Here is a 14697-nt window from a genome sequence, read left to right as displayed (position 1 = left end):
TTCGTGTTCCTTGGGGTTATTGTGCAGCCTGACCAAGTCGGGCTTGGGTGGCAAACCAGTGGGTAACTGCATCGACCTGATCAGACTGCATCCCGAGGCCAAGCTTGGTCCGGCGCCACAAAACATCGTCTGTGGTGGTGGCCCATTCATTGGCAATCAGGTAGAGCAACTCACATTCATATAGATTTGGCGCAACCTCTTGTCCTAATTGTGAAATTTCAGAGGCATCGCCAATAATCCTGTAAAGGGCCGTGCCATAGCATCGAGCCAGACGGTGCAAAAGTAAATCCGGTACCCAGTCGAACCTGGCCTTGGCGGTGGCAAGGAAACGATCAAAATCGCCATCCTCCATATCCCCGCCCGGAAGGATGGCCGAGGCTGTCCAGTCTGGTGCAGTGTTGCCCAGAACCGGGCCAAGCTTTTGCATCGCGTGTTCGGCAAGCCTGCGATAGGTGGTTATTTTACCGCCATAGATCGACAGGATTGCCGGGGCGTTTTCGGTGTCCCCGGTATCAAGATCAAACACATAATCGCGGGTTACGGCAGATGCATTGGCGTTCTTGTCATCATAAAGCGGACGCACACCAGCATAGTCCCAAACGATTTCATCGCGTGAGACGGGTTTGGCGAGATACCCATTGACCAGTTCAAGCAGGTAGTCGATTTCATCGCTGCTGATTTTGACCTTGGCCGGATCACCGTCATAGGGAATGTCGGTGGTGCCGATCAGGGTGTATTCGCGCTGATAGGGGATAGCAAAGGCAATCCGTCCATCGCCGTTCTGGAAGATATAGCAATGATCATGGTCGTGAATGCGCGGGACAATGATGTGGCTGCCCTTAACCAGACGCAGGCCAGCAGCCTTATCCCCAAGTCCGGCATTCTGCACCATTTCGGTTACCCATGGTCCGGCGGCATTGACCACCGAACGGGCCCGCACTACTTGCGTTGATCCATCGTCTTGCGACAGTTGGGCGTTCCAGTGATCCGCATGGCGGACCAGACTTTTGCACTGTGTTCGGGTGCGAATTTCAGCGCCATGTGCCTGTGCGTCCTGTGCATTAAGCACAACAAGACGTGCATCATCGACCCAGCAGTCGGAATAGGAAAAGCCGCTGCTAAATGTTGCCTTTAACGGATCACCTTCGGGCGTCCCGTTAAGCGATACGGAACGCGATCCGTGCAGGCGTTTCCGCCGTGCCAGATGGTCGTACAAAAACAGACCGGCCCGCAGCATCCATTTCGGACGCAAACCTTTATGGTGCGGCAAAACAAAGGTCAGGGGCCAGATGATATGCGGGGCGGCGGACAACAGAACTTCGCGTTCCTGAAGGGCTTCGCGCACCAACCGGAATTCGTAATGTTCAAGATATCTAAGGCCGCCATGGATAAGTTTGGTCGAGGAGGAAGACGTGGCCGAGGCAAGGTCGCGCTGTTCGACCAAAAGAACAGACAGTCCGCGACCGGCGGCATCACGGGCAATACCAGCCCCATTGATGCCGCCGCCTACGACCAGAAGGTCGTACGTTCTTGTCACGTTAGATCACCTTCTTACGCAAGTAAGCTGAGATCGCCTCGCCAATGATGACAAGGCCGATAATCGCCAGAAGGATCGTCGCAACGGTTTGCCAGGCAAAAGTATCAATCGCACCCTGAAGGATGATGCCGATACCACCGGCCCCGACAAGACCGAGAACCGTACTTTCGCGAAGGTTGATGTCCCACCGTAGGATCGATACCGCAAAGAAGGTCGGCATGACTTGCGGGATCACACCGTAAATCAGGATCTTGAACCGCGTTGCACCCACGGCCTCAAGGGCCTCGATCGGAGCACGGTCAATTTCCTCAATCGCCTCGCCAAGTAATTTGCCAAGGAAGCCAAGCGATCTGAACACGATTGCGAGAATACCGGCCAGAACACCTGGGCCAAACACCGCGACAAACAGCAATGCCCAGATGATGGTATTGACCGAGCGTGACGACACCAGAATGAATCGGCCAAGCCACAGGGTATAACGGTTTGGCGTTGTGTTCTGTGCCGAAATCAGCGCAATCGGCAAGGATAGGAAAACAGCAAAGAATGTCGCGATGGTCGCGATATTGATCGTTTCCAAAAGCGTCCATGCGATGTCTTTCCAGCCCTCAAGCGACGGCGGGAACATACGACCAAACAGATCCCCCATCTGTTGCGGGGCATCCCACAACCATGGCCAGATGACATTGATCGTCGATAGTGACCAGACAACCGCAAGTGCGACAAGCCCCATCGCCCCAAAACGCTGCCAGCGTTGCTTGGAGGTATAGCGCGCCCATTCGCGATGCGCGATGGCGTCAGGGCCGGAATTTTGTGTGGTGGCTACCATAGGTTCCTCCTGATCCGGCCGCTGATGGCTTCACTGACAAGGATAACGCCGATGATGCACAGCGTAATCGCCAGCGCGAAGTCATAGTCATAGCGCCCAAACGCATTGAGAAGGGTCGATCCGATACCACCGGCACCGACGATGCCAACAATGGCGGATGCACGCAGGTTGCTATCAAGCTGATAGATCGAAAGACCAATCTGACGCGGCATGATTTGCGGGATCACGGCATAGAGCATGGTGACGAACGTGCCACCCCCGGCTGCTTTGATGGCTTCGACCTGACCCCAATCGATTTCCTCAATCCGTTCGGCCAACATTTTGGCCACGAACCCAATGGAATAGATGGTCAGGGTCAAGATACCGGCCAGCGGACCAAAACCAACTGCCTTCACAAACAGTATGGCAACAATCACCGGATGGAAGGAACGGGCGACGATGATCACGCCGCGCCCGATGGTGTAAAGCCATTTGGGCGCAACGTTTGAGGCCGATGCAAAGGCAATCGGAATGCTAAGAGCCAGACCAAGCAAGGTCGAGACAATCGCGATCTTGATGCTTTCCATAAAGCCGTCAAACAGCAATTCACCGCGCAGGAAGCTGGGGGGGAAGGCCCCCTTAAAGATACGTATGGCGCGCGGGATGCCTTGCTGAATACGTTCCCAATCGAATGGCAGGGTGGTGATCGCCCACCAGACATAGGCCGCAATCCCAATGATCAGCGCCCAACGGATCGCCGGATTGGCGATGAAGGGGGGCTTTTTCCAGGTGCGACCCGTTTTTTCAACGGTCGTATTCATTTTGCCGCAACCTCACGCAAATGAGTGCTGCTTTCGGCGCCGCCGCGTTCTTCGGCCGGAACACCGGCATAGATTTCATCCATGGCGTCATTACTCAGATCGACAGGTTCGCCATCGAAAATGATGCGACCAAACCGCATGCCAACGATACGCTGGGTATATTCCTTGGCTTCGTTAACGTTGTGGATGTTGATCAGAACCGGCAGCTGCAGCTCGGATGCGAGTGCGCGCAACAATTCCATGATCTGACGCGATGTTTTCGGATCCAGCGATGCGGTCGGCTCGTCGGCCAGCAGAATTTCCGGTTCCTGCATCAGGGCGCGCACAACACCAACACGTTGGCGTTCACCACCGGAAAGTTCACTCGCACGTTTATTGGCATAATGAGCAATGCCGACACGTTCCATCAGATGGAAAGCGCGGTCGATGTCTTCTTGCGGATATTTGCGGCTGACAGCGCGCCATGCCGGAAGGTAACCGAGACGGCCAGATTGGACGTTTTCCATGACCGTCAGGCGTTCAATCAGATTAAAGCCCTGAAACACCATACCAATGCGGCGACGCGCGAGGCGCAGCGACTTGCCTTCCAGCTTGGTCAGTTCAGTGCCGTTCAATTCGATGGAGCCTGAAGATGGCTCAACAAGGCGGTTGATACAGCGCAGCAAGGTACTTTTACCAGCGCCAGACGCGCCGATGATTGAAACGACACTTTCGCCCGGCACTTCAAGGTTCAGGTTTTTCAACACTGCCTTTTCGTCGCCATAGCGTTTTACGAGTTCTTTGATACGCAGCATTGCGTTACCCCGGATATAAATGGGCCATTGCAGGGCCCGAAATAATCAGGCCCTGCTGTGGTGTGCGATGGTGTGAATTATTTCAGGTTGTCAGGGGTGTATTTGACACCATTGGCAGCCTGAATTTCGCGAATAACCGCCCAGTCATCCTGATAGGTGATCGGCAGGAATTTCGAGACACCTTTGAACTCTTCGCCAAGGGCAGTGCCCTTCATGTCGAAGGTAAAGAAGGCTTCTTTGATTTTCTCGACCAGTTCAGGCTTCAGATTGTGGGCATAGTTGAACGAGGTGGTCGGGAAAGGCTTGCTCTCGTAGATGATTTTGACTTCTTTGGGATCGTACAGATCACGCTGCGCCATACGTTCAACCACCTCGGATGCGACCGGGGCAGCGTCATAGTCACCCGCCACAACGCCAAGGATCGACTGGTCGTGCGAGCCGGAATAGACAACTTCGTAATCCTGTTCAGGAACGATGCCCTGACCCGGAAGAAGTGCACGCGGAGCAAGGTTGCCCGAGTTCGAGGTCGGTGAGGTGTGCGCAACGCGCTTGCCCTTAAGGTCGGCAACCGTGTCAATGCCGCTGTCGGTGCGGGTATAAAGCTGAAGAGTATAACCAAAACGACCATCGTCCGCACCCATCAGGGCAAATGGAACCGCACCGGCAAGGTTTACCGCAAACGGGGTCGGTCCGGTCGAGAAGCCGGCAACATGCAGGCGGCCCGAACGCATGGCTTCAACTTCGGCAGAGTTCGACTGAACTGCAAAGAAGTGAACATCTTTGCCAGTGACTTTTTCGAGGTGTTCAAGGAACGGGTTCCAGATGTCGGCATAAACCGCAGGGTCTTCGACCGGGGTATAGGCAAAGACGAGGGTATCAGGATCAACCAGCTGATCCGCAGCCGGTGCATCTGCAACCAGATCGCCATCCATATCGCAATAGATCTGATCAAGATCGCCACGCGCAATGCAATCATCCGCCGCATGAGCCGGGGCGGATGCCATGCCAATCATACCGATTGCCGCGAGCAAGGTGGTGAGCTTCAATGTGTCTGTTTTTTTCGAATGTGAAAACACGATGTTGTGACCTTTCTTCCCTATGAAAGCCGGGTTTTCCCAGCGATTTTGTGGTTTTGTGGTTTTGTTGTTGTTGCTTTTCCCAACATTATGAATTTGAAAAAGTTTGGAAATCAACACAAAACTGTAACAAAAGGTTTCCATCAATATTGCTAAAGTGCTCCGTAGGTCAGGTAAAACGCCAGTATTGGGGGAGGAATTGCTTTGCGAATTGGAAAAAAACAACGCCAGCAAAGCATTCTGCAGGAACTCAAGCTCCATCCACATGTGAGAGTTGCCACATTGGCGGAGCGATTCGACGTTGCGACCGAAACCATTCGCCGTGATCTTGATGCGTTAAGCGAAGATGGCTTGATCAAGCGCGAGTTCGGCGGGGCATCGGCGCGGCCCATGGGGCATCAGCCTGACCTGATCGAACGTCAATCAGCCGCAGTGGCCGGATTGGACCGTATTGGTATGCTTGCGGCCAATCTGGTGCGCCCGGGTGATGTTGTGATGATTGATGCCGGATCAACAGTGGCCCAGCTTGCACCGTATCTTGCAGTGAATGGCGGGAGGCAGGCACGTACGTTTATCACCAACTGTTATGCGGTGGTTCATGGCATGGGCGATGTGGCCGACCGTGATGATGTGGTTATGTGTCCGGGCGTTTTTGATGTTCGCGAAAATGCCGTGTACGGAAGCGACACCATTGATTTCCTGCGCCGGTTTCACGCCAATATCGCCTTTATCGGTGCGTCGGGTGTTTCCTGGCAGGGGTTTAGTGATGTAAACCGGCGTGCGGTTGCGGTCAAACGTGCGATGATGGAACGGTCTGACGAAACCTGGTTGATGGTGGATCACACCAAATTTGATCAGCGTTATCTTGAAAATGTCGCCCCGATTGAGGCCCTGACCGGGATCATCACGGATCTGGTACCGTCGCAGAAAACCATCTCGCAGCTTCACCGCTCTGGCGTCAAGCTTGTGACGTGGCAGGACGCCCAAACGAAGATCGCCTAACATCTTAAGAATTGGTCTCAATCGGATTTGCGTTACGGTAGGTTCCAGACCATATTCCCCAAATGGCAGTACCCAGAGGATTGCCGTGCCGGGTTTCCCGCCCCGGTCAGTTTGTTTTCTGACACGGAGGATTTCTATCGTGACCAATCAAGTGACCACCCGTACCGAGCAAGATACCATGGGGGCCATTGATGTGCCCGCAGACCGGTATTGGGGGGCGCAAACACAGCGTTCCACCCAGAATTTCCGCATAGGCGGGGAGCGGATGCCAGACGCGTTGATCAAGGCCTTCGGTATTCAAAAACTTGCCGCAGCACGGGCCAATGTCGCGCTTGGAAATCTGGACGGGGAGCTTGCAAGTGCGATTGAAACGGCGGCGCGCGAAGTTGCTGATGGCAAGTTGCTGGATCATTTTCCATTGGTTGTCTGGCAAACAGGGTCGGGTACCCAGACCAACATGAACACCAACGAAGTGATCGCAAACCGCGCCTGTGAAATCCTTGGTAAACCGATGGGGCTGCGTGATCCTGTCCATCCCAATGACCATGTGAACCGTGGGCAATCATCGAACGACAGTTTCCCGGCGGCCATGCATATTGCAGCCGTGGTTGAGATTGAAGAAACCCTCAAACCGGCGTTAAAGCATCTGCGCAGTACCCTTGAAGCCAAGGAAAAAGCATTTGCCGATATCGTGAAAATTGGCCGAACCCATATGCAGGATGCCGTACCCCTGACACTGGGGCAGGAATTTTCCGGCTATGCCATGCAAATTGAACTTGGTCTGGACCGCATTGATGATGCGATGAAACGTTTACGTAAACTCGCACAGGGCGGGACCGCATTGGGCACCGGGCTGAATGCGCCAAAGGGCTTTGATGTCGAATTTGCCAAGCAGACATCCGACATTACCGGCATTGCGTTTGAAACCGCCCAAAACAAGTTCGAAGCGTTGGCCGCCCATGACGCCTGTGTCGAAATGTCGGGTGTGATGAATGTTCTGGCGACGTCGTTGATGAAAATCGGCAATGACATTCGTCTGTTGGGATCGGGCCCGCGTTGCGGATTGGGTGAATTGGTCCTGCCGGCCAACGAACCGGGGTCCTCCATCATGCCGGGCAAGGTCAACCCGACGCAGGCGGAGGCCCTGACCATGGTCTGCGCACAGGTTATCGGCAATCATGTTGCGGTGACGGTTGGTGGATCAAATGGGCATCTTGACCTTAATGTGTTCAAACCCGTGATCATTTATAACCTGCTGCAATCGATCCGCTTGATTGCCGATGCGTCCGCAAGCTTTGCCGATAATTGCATTGCCGGGTTGGAAGCCGATCAGGAAAAGATCGATCACTATGTCGAACAAAGCCTGATGCTGGTGACGGCCTTGGCGCCGCATATTGGCTATGACAATGCTGCTGCCGTTGCCAAAAAGGCGCATAAGGATCGTAGTAGCCTGAAAGAGGCGACCATCGCACTTGGCCTCCTTGATGGGGACAAATTCGATGAACTGGTACAGGCGCGTGACATGATCTGATCGCGCGGGCATTTCTTTTTTGATCAAAGGCCGGGCGGATATCAGTCCGGCCTTTGTTGTCAGAGCTTAACGGCCATAAGCCGCATTGAGCATCGCAGGCACAATCTTGCGGTGGAACGGTGTTATGGTCGCCAAATACGCTTGGCCAAGAATATTATGGCGTTTTACGGCCGTGATGGCGCATATCGCGGTCCTCCCCCCTGCGACATGATCAATTTGAATTACAAGTCGGAAATCAAGATGCTTGTCGTTCAGCCCCAGAGTGATTGAGTTGTCTGCCCGTGCGATCACGGGGAAAATTCCAATAATGTTGGGGTTTTCAGGGTCATTTACGCCGGGCTTTAAACCGAATGGTCGCATGACAAGATCGCGAATTTGCATCAATCGAGCGACCCAGACCGGTCGGGATTGCATGATCTTTTGCGCGGCAATTTCAGGGGTGATGCCCGTGTGGGATGTGGTGATGGCAAAACTGTCCGCCCAATCCGCATCTGGCAGTGCTGGGTGAGGCAGAGTGACGGGATTGGCAATTGCATATTTATGCATGGTGGGGCTCTAATCGCTTTATCTTAGCGCGGTCATGATCATGTGTTTGCGATGGCTTTACAATGATCAATGTCATTGCGAGGGACCGCTATATCGTGCATATCAAACCGATGCGTGTTTTTACCTGCTCACATAGTGCCAGCTGTGTCCGACCTCTAAGCCGTTTGCTTCAGGTCTGGGGCATGGCGTGTGTTATTTTGCTGGCGGGTTTTACGCAATCGGGCTTTATCCCGGCACTTCTTGGCGGGCAGGGGATTGGCGTTTCTGGCGCGCAGGCTGCTCCCGGCGGTGATCTTCTGCTGATCTGCACCCCCGATGGTATTCGGGCTGTATCGCTCAGTGGTGATGCCCCGCCGACGCAAGACGACAAAAGCAATGCGGCCCATGGGTTCTGTTCCCTTTGTGCGACCCATCATGGTGTGTTTGTTGATTTGGGTGTGCCCGACATTGCTCCGATGTCAAAGATCGGCCTCATCACCTATACCGATGCGATCGGGGTCGCCGCAGGGCATAAAATCCCGCGCATACGTCATTCGCGCGCGCCACCACTTTCCGTCTGATTTCAAAACAAAGCCAATTTATGAAATCGGACCTGTGTGTTGCAGGCCAAAAGACGGATGAAATCCCATGAAAAAACTGTTTGCTGTCATCGCGACCATCACATCGCTGTTTGTTGTTTCCAGCGCCTTTGCCGCGGATATTGAAATCAAGGACGCATGGTCCAAAGCATCGCTTGGTCAGGTGCGCAACGGCGTTGCTTTCCTTGAGGTGGTCAATCACGGTGATGCGGATCGGGTTGTTGGTGTACGCAGTGATTTGGCGGAAAAAACTGAGCTGCATACCCACATCATGGCTAATAACGTCATGAAGATGCGCCAGGTCGAAGGCGGCATTGATGTGCCGATGCACGGCAATGTCATGTTCAAGCCGGGCAGCTATCACGTCATGCTGATGGGCCTGAAAAAGCCGCTTGCCGAAGGGGAAATGATCAAGGTGACGCTTGAATTTGAAAAAGCGGGCGATGTGCCGGTGATGATCAATGTGCTTGGTCCGCTTGCCAAAGGACCGGCTGGCATGGGCGACATGGATCATGGCGAGATGAACCATAACAAGATGGATCACAAAACCAACTAGGTGCTTGGTCCTTCAATCCAGACTGAATTTATCAGGGGGAAGGTTTGCGCCTTTCCCCTTTTTTCGTCATGATGTCGGGAAATAAATGCCGTTGATTAAAGGGAAGTACGCCATGCCAGATGCCATCACGATTGACGACCTGATCGCAAAACTCGGCCTGCAACCTCATCCCGAAGGCGGCTATTACGCCGAAACATTTCGATCCTTTGAAACCTGTAATCCGGGCAACCGCTATCTAGGCGTGCGCAGCACCGGCACGGCGATTTATTATCTTCTGACCCCCGATACCTTTTCAGGCATGCACATCCTGACCAGTGACGAGATTTTCCATCATTACCTTGGTGATGCGGTTGAACAGCTTCAACTGTTTGAAGACGGCACGCATAAGCATGTTGAAATCGGAACCGACCTTTTGGTCGGGCAAACCCCGCAAATGGTTGTGCCGAAAAATGTCTGGCAGGGGGCCCGCCTGAAACCCGGCGGAAAGTTCGCGCTTTTGGGCTGTACCGTGGCACCGGGATTTGATTTTGCCGATTTCTCTATGGGCACGCGTACGGCGTTGTCTGCGAAATGGCCCGCCGCATCGGAAATGATTACGTCATTGACGCGCGATTGATTTTGGGGCGCAATCAGGGCGTCACTTATTTTCGATCAGGACGTTTTGATATGCAGCTTGAAACATGGCTTCTATTCATAGGTACGACATTCTTTGTGTCAATCGCCCCTGGGCCCAATAACCTTCTGGCGATGTTTAACGGCGCGCGTCACGGTGTGTCTGCGGCGGCTGTGGGCGGGATTGGTCGGCTGATTGCCTTTGCCTTGATGATCACGGTGACGGCAATGGGGCTTGGCATTGTTTTGGGTGCAAGTGAGATTGCCTTTGGGATTATCAAATGGGGCGGGGCGATTTATCTGGTCTATCTTGGCCTTAAAAGCTGGTTTGCCAAAGTATCGGAAGGAAAGGACGACGGTTCTGATGGCACGGCTGAAGCCCTGATGCCCTATCCCGGTGCGATGACTTTGGCGCGTACGGAATTCTTTACCGCGATTGGCAACCCAAAAGCGATCCTGTTTTTCACCGCCCTTTTTCCGCAATTTTTGGCACCTGATGTGGCCTATGGCGGGCAGTTTGCCGTGATGGGGGCGACCTTTATCGCACTTGAAGGCACAGTTTTGCTGGGCTACGGGTTGATCGGTGGTCAGGTCAAAGGCGTGATCCGCTCAGCACGCCATATGCGCTGGCTAAACCGTATCAGCGGTTCGTTGTTGATGGCTGCGGGTGTCTTGCTTGCCTTTACCAGCCGGTCACGAAGCGCGGTCTGATCATTCCGACAGTATTGCGAAAACACCCCTAAAATGCGCAGGGGCGCAGCTGGTTACAGCGCGCCCCCTTGCTCCCTTGTCTACCCGGAAAACCTGTTTGGCAATCCGGGCGATCACCTGTTGTCAGGCGATTTCTTCGACCCGATGGCACGCCACCTCGCGGCCTTCGAACATGCGCAGTTCCGGGCGGACCTGTGCACAATGTTCGTTGGCGAACGGGCAGCGTTTATGAAACGCACAGCCCGATGGCGGGTTAATCGGCGAAGGCAGCTCACCGGTAAGCGGTTCTGCCTTCACGCGTTGTGCCGGGTCGATCTTTGGGGCCGATGCCAAAAGTGCCCGTGTATAGGGGTGTAATGGCTTGGCAAAGATTTCTTCGGTCGGTCCTTTTTCCGCGACGCGACCGAGATACATCACCATGACGTCATCTGCAATATGTCTGACGACAGAAAGATCGTGCGAGATGAAAACATAGGCGACATTCATCTCTTCCTGAAGGTCCATCATCAAGTTGAGAACCTGTGCCTGCACCGACACGTCAAGGGCGGAAACCGGTTCATCGGCAACGATGACTTTCGGCTCCAAAATCAGCGCACGTGCAATGGAAATACGCTGACGCTGACCACCCGAAAACATATGTGGATAGCGGCCATAGAACTCAGGACGCAGGCCAACCTTGGCCATGGTGTCGCGCACCCGTTCTTCGCGTTCCTTACGGCCAAGGTGATCCATATTAAGCAACACCGGCTCGCCAAGGATCTGACCGACTTTTTTGCGCGGGTTCAGCGACCCATAAGGGTTCTGGAAAATCATCTGAACCGTGCGACGGAACATCTTGGCGTCTTTGTCGGAAAGATCACCGACAGCCTCGCCATTGATTTTAAGCTGTCCGGCACTTGGCTTTTCAATCAGGGTCAGCTGACGACCAAGGGTCGATTTCCCGCAGCCAGATTCCCCAACAACCGCCAAAGTCTTTTGGGCTTCAAGCGTAAAGGAAACGCCATCAAGTGCCTTAACCGTGGCACTGGGTTTGCCAAGGCCACGATTAACATCGTAGTGACGCACAAGATCATCGGATTCCAGCAACGGAACACCGGGTTTGGTATCGAGAAAGCTCATTATACTGTCTCCCCGGCAGTTTGGCCGGTGGCTTGACCCGTCGGCTGGCCTTGGTCATTCAGTGGATAGAAACACCGCACATCACGTCCGTTAAAGTCGGTGACTTCCGGGCGGTCCTGCATGCAGTGATCATTGGCGTAACGGCAACGCGGCGCCAGCAAACAGCCTTTCGGGCGGTCATACTGACCCGGAACCACGCCGGGGATTGTGCTCAGCCGGTCATTGCCTGCTGAACGTTCTGGCAATGCTTCAAGAAGGGCCTGCGTATAGGGATGACGCGGTGCTGCAAAGATACTGTCGGCCGGCCCACTTTCAAACAGTTGACCGGCATACATGACCTGAATGCGGTTGGCCGCTTCTGACACCAAGGCAAGGTCATGGGTGATCAAAAGCAGTCCCATATCGCTGTCGTCCTGCAATTTAAGCAGAAGGTCGATGATCTGGGCCTGAATGGTGACATCCAATGCCGTGGTCGGCTCATCGGCAATCAGAAGGCGCGGCTGACAGGCAATCGCCATGGCAATGACGATACGCTGGCTCATGCCGCCCGATAACTGGTGCGGATAGGCCGTCATGCGGGACTTGGGATCGGGAATACCGACCTGATTAAGCAGATCAAGTGTCCGTTCACGACGCTGCTTTTTGTTGCCGCCTTCATGGACCTTAAGGGCCTCCATGATTTGGGCTTCAACCGTAAAGCATGGATTAAGGGCCGACATCGGATCCTGAAAGATCATGGCGATGTCTTTGCCCGTAATCGCGCGGCGTTTCTTGGCTGGCATCTTGAGCAGGTCCTGACCATCAAAGGTCAGGCTGTCTGCGGTCACGCGACCGGGAAAATCGATCAGCCCCATAATCGCAAGCGACGACACAGACTTACCAGAGCCCGATTCACCGACGATGCCAAGGACTTCGCCGCGATCAACCGAGTAGCTTACTGAATCAACAGCACGAAACGGCTTGTCTTCGGAGCCGAACTCGACTGTCAGGTTTTTAACTTCGAGAAGAGCCATAACTTACCGCTTCATTTTAGGATCAAGGGCATCGCGCAGACCATCACCCATCAGGTTGAAGGCAAGCACGGTGACGAGGATGCAAAGACCGGGGAAGGTGATCACCCACCATGCCGAACCCACAAATTCGCGGGCTTCGGCCAGCATGGTACCCCATTCGGGCAGCGGTGGCTGCGCACCAAGACCAAGGAAGCCAAGGGCCGCAGCATCAAGAATGGCGCTGGAAATACCAAGTGTCCCCTGAACAATCAGCGGTGCCATGCAGTTGGGCAGGATGTTGATAAACATCTGGCGCATATGCCCGGCACCGGCGATCTGGGACGCGATAACATATTCCTTGTTAAGCTCCGTCACCACCGATGCACGCGACAGGCGGACATAGTGGGGGAGCTGAACAATCGCGATGGCCAGCATGGCATTTTCAAGTCCCGGACCGAGGATGGCGACAATCGCCATCGCCATGATCAGGCTTGGCAAGGCCAGCATGGTATCCATCATGCGCATGATGGCGACTTCGATCCAGCCGCGGAAATACCCGGCGGTCACGCCAAGCATGATCCCGGCGACCATCGATATGATGACCACAAAAACGCCAATGGAAACTGAAAGCTGTGCCCCATGGATCAGGCGCGACAAAATATCGCGGCCCACCGCATCGGTGCCAAGGATATAGCGCGGATCGGCTCCTTCCATCCAGATTGGTGGTTTGAGGAACGCGGAGCGGTCCTGCATAATTGGATCATAGGGGGAGATAAAGGTCGCGAACGCGGCGACAAACAGGATGATCGCAATAACGATCAATCCGACGTAAGCCCCGCGGTTTTTACGGAAATAGTTCCATGTTTCCATGAACGGGCTTGGTGGCTTGCTCATGGTGTCGTCTGCGGCATTTTGCGGCGCGGTCGACGGCGTGTTTTGACTTGTCATGTCCCGCGCTCCTTAACGTTTATGCCGGATACGGGGATTGATCACCCCATACATCAGATCAACAAACAGATTCACACCCATCACGACAAAGGCAATCATCAAGATGCCCCCCTGAATGGTCGGGTAATCGCGACGGTTTAGTGCCTCGACAATCCATTTACCAATGCCGGGCCACGAAAAGATGGTTTCGGTCAGGATCGCACCGGCAAACAGTACACCAACCTGAAGGCCGATCACCGTGATTACCGGGATCAGTGCGTTGCGCAATGCATGGACCATGATGACGCGCATGGGGGTTAATCCCTTGGCGCGTGCGACACGAATATATTCCTCGCCCAGAACTTCGAGCATTGATGACCGTGTCATACGTGCGATCACTGCCATGGGAATGGTCCCCAGTGCTATGGTCGGCAGGATCAAGTGGCTGAGCGCACTGGTAAACGCACCTTTTTCGCCACTGAGCAACGTATCGATCAACATGAAGCCCGTAGTGGGTTCGATATAGTAGAGGACCGACAAACGCCCGGACACTGGGGTCCAGCCAAGACTCGTCGAAAAGAACATGATCAGCAGCAATGCCCACCAGAAGATTGGCATAGAGTAACCGGTCAATGACAGGCTCATCGTTAGATGGTCCAGCCATTTCCCCCTGTTTATTGCTGCGATTACCCCAAGTGGCAGGCCGATTATGACGGCAAACAATATGCCCATCACACTTAGCTCGATGGTTGCCGGGAACAGGGTTGCGAATTCCTCAATCACCGGACGTTTGGTGACAAAGGATTTTCCCAAATCACCCTGCAACACGCCGCCGAGATAATTGAAATACTGTACGACAAGTGGCTTGTCGAAACCGTATTCCTTTTGCAGTTCGGCATAGCGTGCGGGATCAACGCCACGTTCACCTGCCATCATCTGGATCGGGTCGCTTGGGATCAGGTGGATCATCAGAAACACCAGAATGGTAACGCCAAAGAAGGTGGGTATGACGTCACCCAAACGGCGTAAAAGGAAACCTAGCATGCCATCGGGCCTTTATTGCATCCACGCACAGGTAGGGTTGTGGGTG

The 14697-nt window shown here is 54.1% G+C and carries 16 protein-coding genes; 6 read left to right on the top strand and 10 right to left on the bottom strand.

Features of this window, described 5'->3' with window-relative positions; genetic code table 11:
• Window positions 1-16 precede the first annotated feature (16 nt).
• From glpD to phnD, 5 genes are all read right to left on the bottom strand, one after another.
• The gene (gene glpD / locus AMM48_RS19885; RefSeq protein WP_102785491.1) at window positions 17-1537 is read right to left on the bottom strand and encodes a glycerol-3-phosphate dehydrogenase; all 1521 of its coding nucleotides are present in this window, start codon (window positions 1535-1537) and stop codon (window positions 17-19) included.
• Window position 1538: 1 nt separating this feature from the next.
• Complete coding sequence (gene phnE / locus AMM48_RS19880) at window positions 1539-2363, bottom strand: phosphonate ABC transporter, permease protein PhnE (RefSeq protein WP_102785490.1); 825 nt, start codon at window positions 2361-2363, stop codon at window positions 1539-1541.
• Window positions 2357-3163, bottom strand: coding sequence for a phosphonate ABC transporter, permease protein PhnE (gene phnE, locus AMM48_RS19875; RefSeq protein WP_102785489.1), 807 nt, complete (start codon window positions 3161-3163; stop codon window positions 2357-2359). Before phnE (AMM48_RS19875) ends, phnE (AMM48_RS19880) begins: the two co-directional genes overlap by 7 nt.
• Complete coding sequence (phnC, locus tag AMM48_RS19870; RefSeq protein ID WP_022734079.1) at window positions 3160-3957, bottom strand: phosphonate ABC transporter ATP-binding protein; 798 nt, start codon at window positions 3955-3957, stop codon at window positions 3160-3162. Before phnC ends, phnE (AMM48_RS19875) begins: the two co-directional genes overlap by 4 nt.
• 77 nt (window positions 3958-4034) lie before the next feature.
• Window positions 4035-5003, bottom strand: a complete 969-nt coding sequence (gene phnD, locus AMM48_RS19865) for a phosphate/phosphite/phosphonate ABC transporter substrate-binding protein (RefSeq protein ID WP_028791820.1) — start codon at window positions 5001-5003, stop codon at window positions 4035-4037.
• A 234-nt stretch (window positions 5004-5237) separates the two neighbouring features.
• On the opposite strand from phnD, the gene AMM48_RS19860 reads away from it, so the two are divergent.
• Window positions 5238-6035 (top strand): DeoR/GlpR family DNA-binding transcription regulator, encoded by a 798-nt coding sequence (locus tag AMM48_RS19860; protein ID WP_102785488.1) that lies wholly within the window; start codon window positions 5238-5240, stop codon window positions 6033-6035.
• 139 nt (window positions 6036-6174) lie between these two features.
• A complete protein-coding gene (gene fumC / locus AMM48_RS19855; RefSeq protein WP_102785487.1) occupies window positions 6175-7566 on the top strand; it encodes a class II fumarate hydratase in 1392 nt (463 codons plus the stop codon).
• Window positions 7567-7632: 66 nt separating this feature from the next.
• Here fumC and AMM48_RS19850 read toward each other — a convergent pair whose 3' ends face one another.
• Window positions 7633-8112: a DUF2867 domain-containing protein gene (locus AMM48_RS19850; protein WP_102785486.1), complete on the bottom strand. Its 480-nt coding sequence runs from the start codon at window positions 8110-8112 to the stop codon at window positions 7633-7635.
• A 182-nt stretch (window positions 8113-8294) separates the two neighbouring features.
• Between AMM48_RS19850 and AMM48_RS19845 the strand changes: the two genes are divergently transcribed.
• The 4 genes from AMM48_RS19845 (at window position 8295) to AMM48_RS19830 (ending at window position 10569) form a co-directional block, all read left to right on the top strand.
• Window positions 8295-8672 carry a DUF2946 family protein gene (locus tag AMM48_RS19845; RefSeq protein ID WP_146030428.1) on the top strand — a complete coding sequence of 126 codons (378 nt, stop codon included), beginning with the start codon at window positions 8295-8297 and terminating at the stop codon, window positions 8670-8672.
• Window positions 8673-8739: 67 nt separating this feature from the next.
• Entirely contained in the window at window positions 8740-9246 is a 507-nt protein-coding gene (locus AMM48_RS19840) for a copper chaperone PCu(A)C (RefSeq protein WP_102785484.1), read from the top strand.
• A 112-nt stretch (window positions 9247-9358) separates the two neighbouring features.
• The gene (locus AMM48_RS19835; RefSeq protein WP_102785483.1) at window positions 9359-9862 is read left to right on the top strand and encodes a cupin domain-containing protein; all 504 of its coding nucleotides are present in this window, start codon (window positions 9359-9361) and stop codon (window positions 9860-9862) included.
• A 50-nt stretch (window positions 9863-9912) separates the two neighbouring features.
• A complete protein-coding gene (locus AMM48_RS19830; RefSeq protein ID WP_102785550.1) occupies window positions 9913-10569 on the top strand; it encodes a LysE family translocator in 657 nt (218 codons plus the stop codon).
• A 123-nt stretch (window positions 10570-10692) separates the two neighbouring features.
• Here the strand turns inward: AMM48_RS19830 and AMM48_RS19825 are convergent, their stop codons facing one another.
• From AMM48_RS19825 to AMM48_RS19810, 4 genes are read right to left on the bottom strand one after another with little or no spacing between them, the layout of a single operon-like run.
• Window positions 10693-11688, bottom strand: a complete 996-nt coding sequence (locus AMM48_RS19825) for a peptide ABC transporter ATP-binding protein (RefSeq protein WP_022734069.1) — start codon at window positions 11686-11688, stop codon at window positions 10693-10695.
• Entirely contained in the window at window positions 11688-12701 is a 1014-nt protein-coding gene (gene dppD, locus AMM48_RS19820) for a dipeptide ABC transporter ATP-binding protein (protein WP_102785482.1), read from the bottom strand. The genes AMM48_RS19825 and dppD overlap by 1 nt, the downstream gene beginning before the upstream one ends.
• Before the next feature lie 3 nt (window positions 12702-12704).
• Window positions 12705-13628, bottom strand: coding sequence for an ABC transporter permease subunit (locus tag AMM48_RS19815; protein WP_022734067.1), 924 nt, complete (start codon window positions 13626-13628; stop codon window positions 12705-12707).
• A 12-nt stretch (window positions 13629-13640) separates the two neighbouring features.
• A complete protein-coding gene (locus AMM48_RS19810; RefSeq protein ID WP_102785481.1) occupies window positions 13641-14651 on the bottom strand; it encodes an ABC transporter permease subunit in 1011 nt (336 codons plus the stop codon).
• Between the last annotated feature and the right edge of the window lie 46 nt (window positions 14652-14697).

The organism is Thalassospira sp. GB04J01 (assembly GCF_000751115.1).
GTDB classification, from domain to species: Bacteria; Pseudomonadota; Alphaproteobacteria; order Rhodospirillales; family Thalassospiraceae; genus Thalassospira; species Thalassospira lucentensis.
The sequence above is the reverse complement of the archived record's forward strand: the minus strand, read 5'-3'. Positions and strand labels throughout refer to the sequence as shown.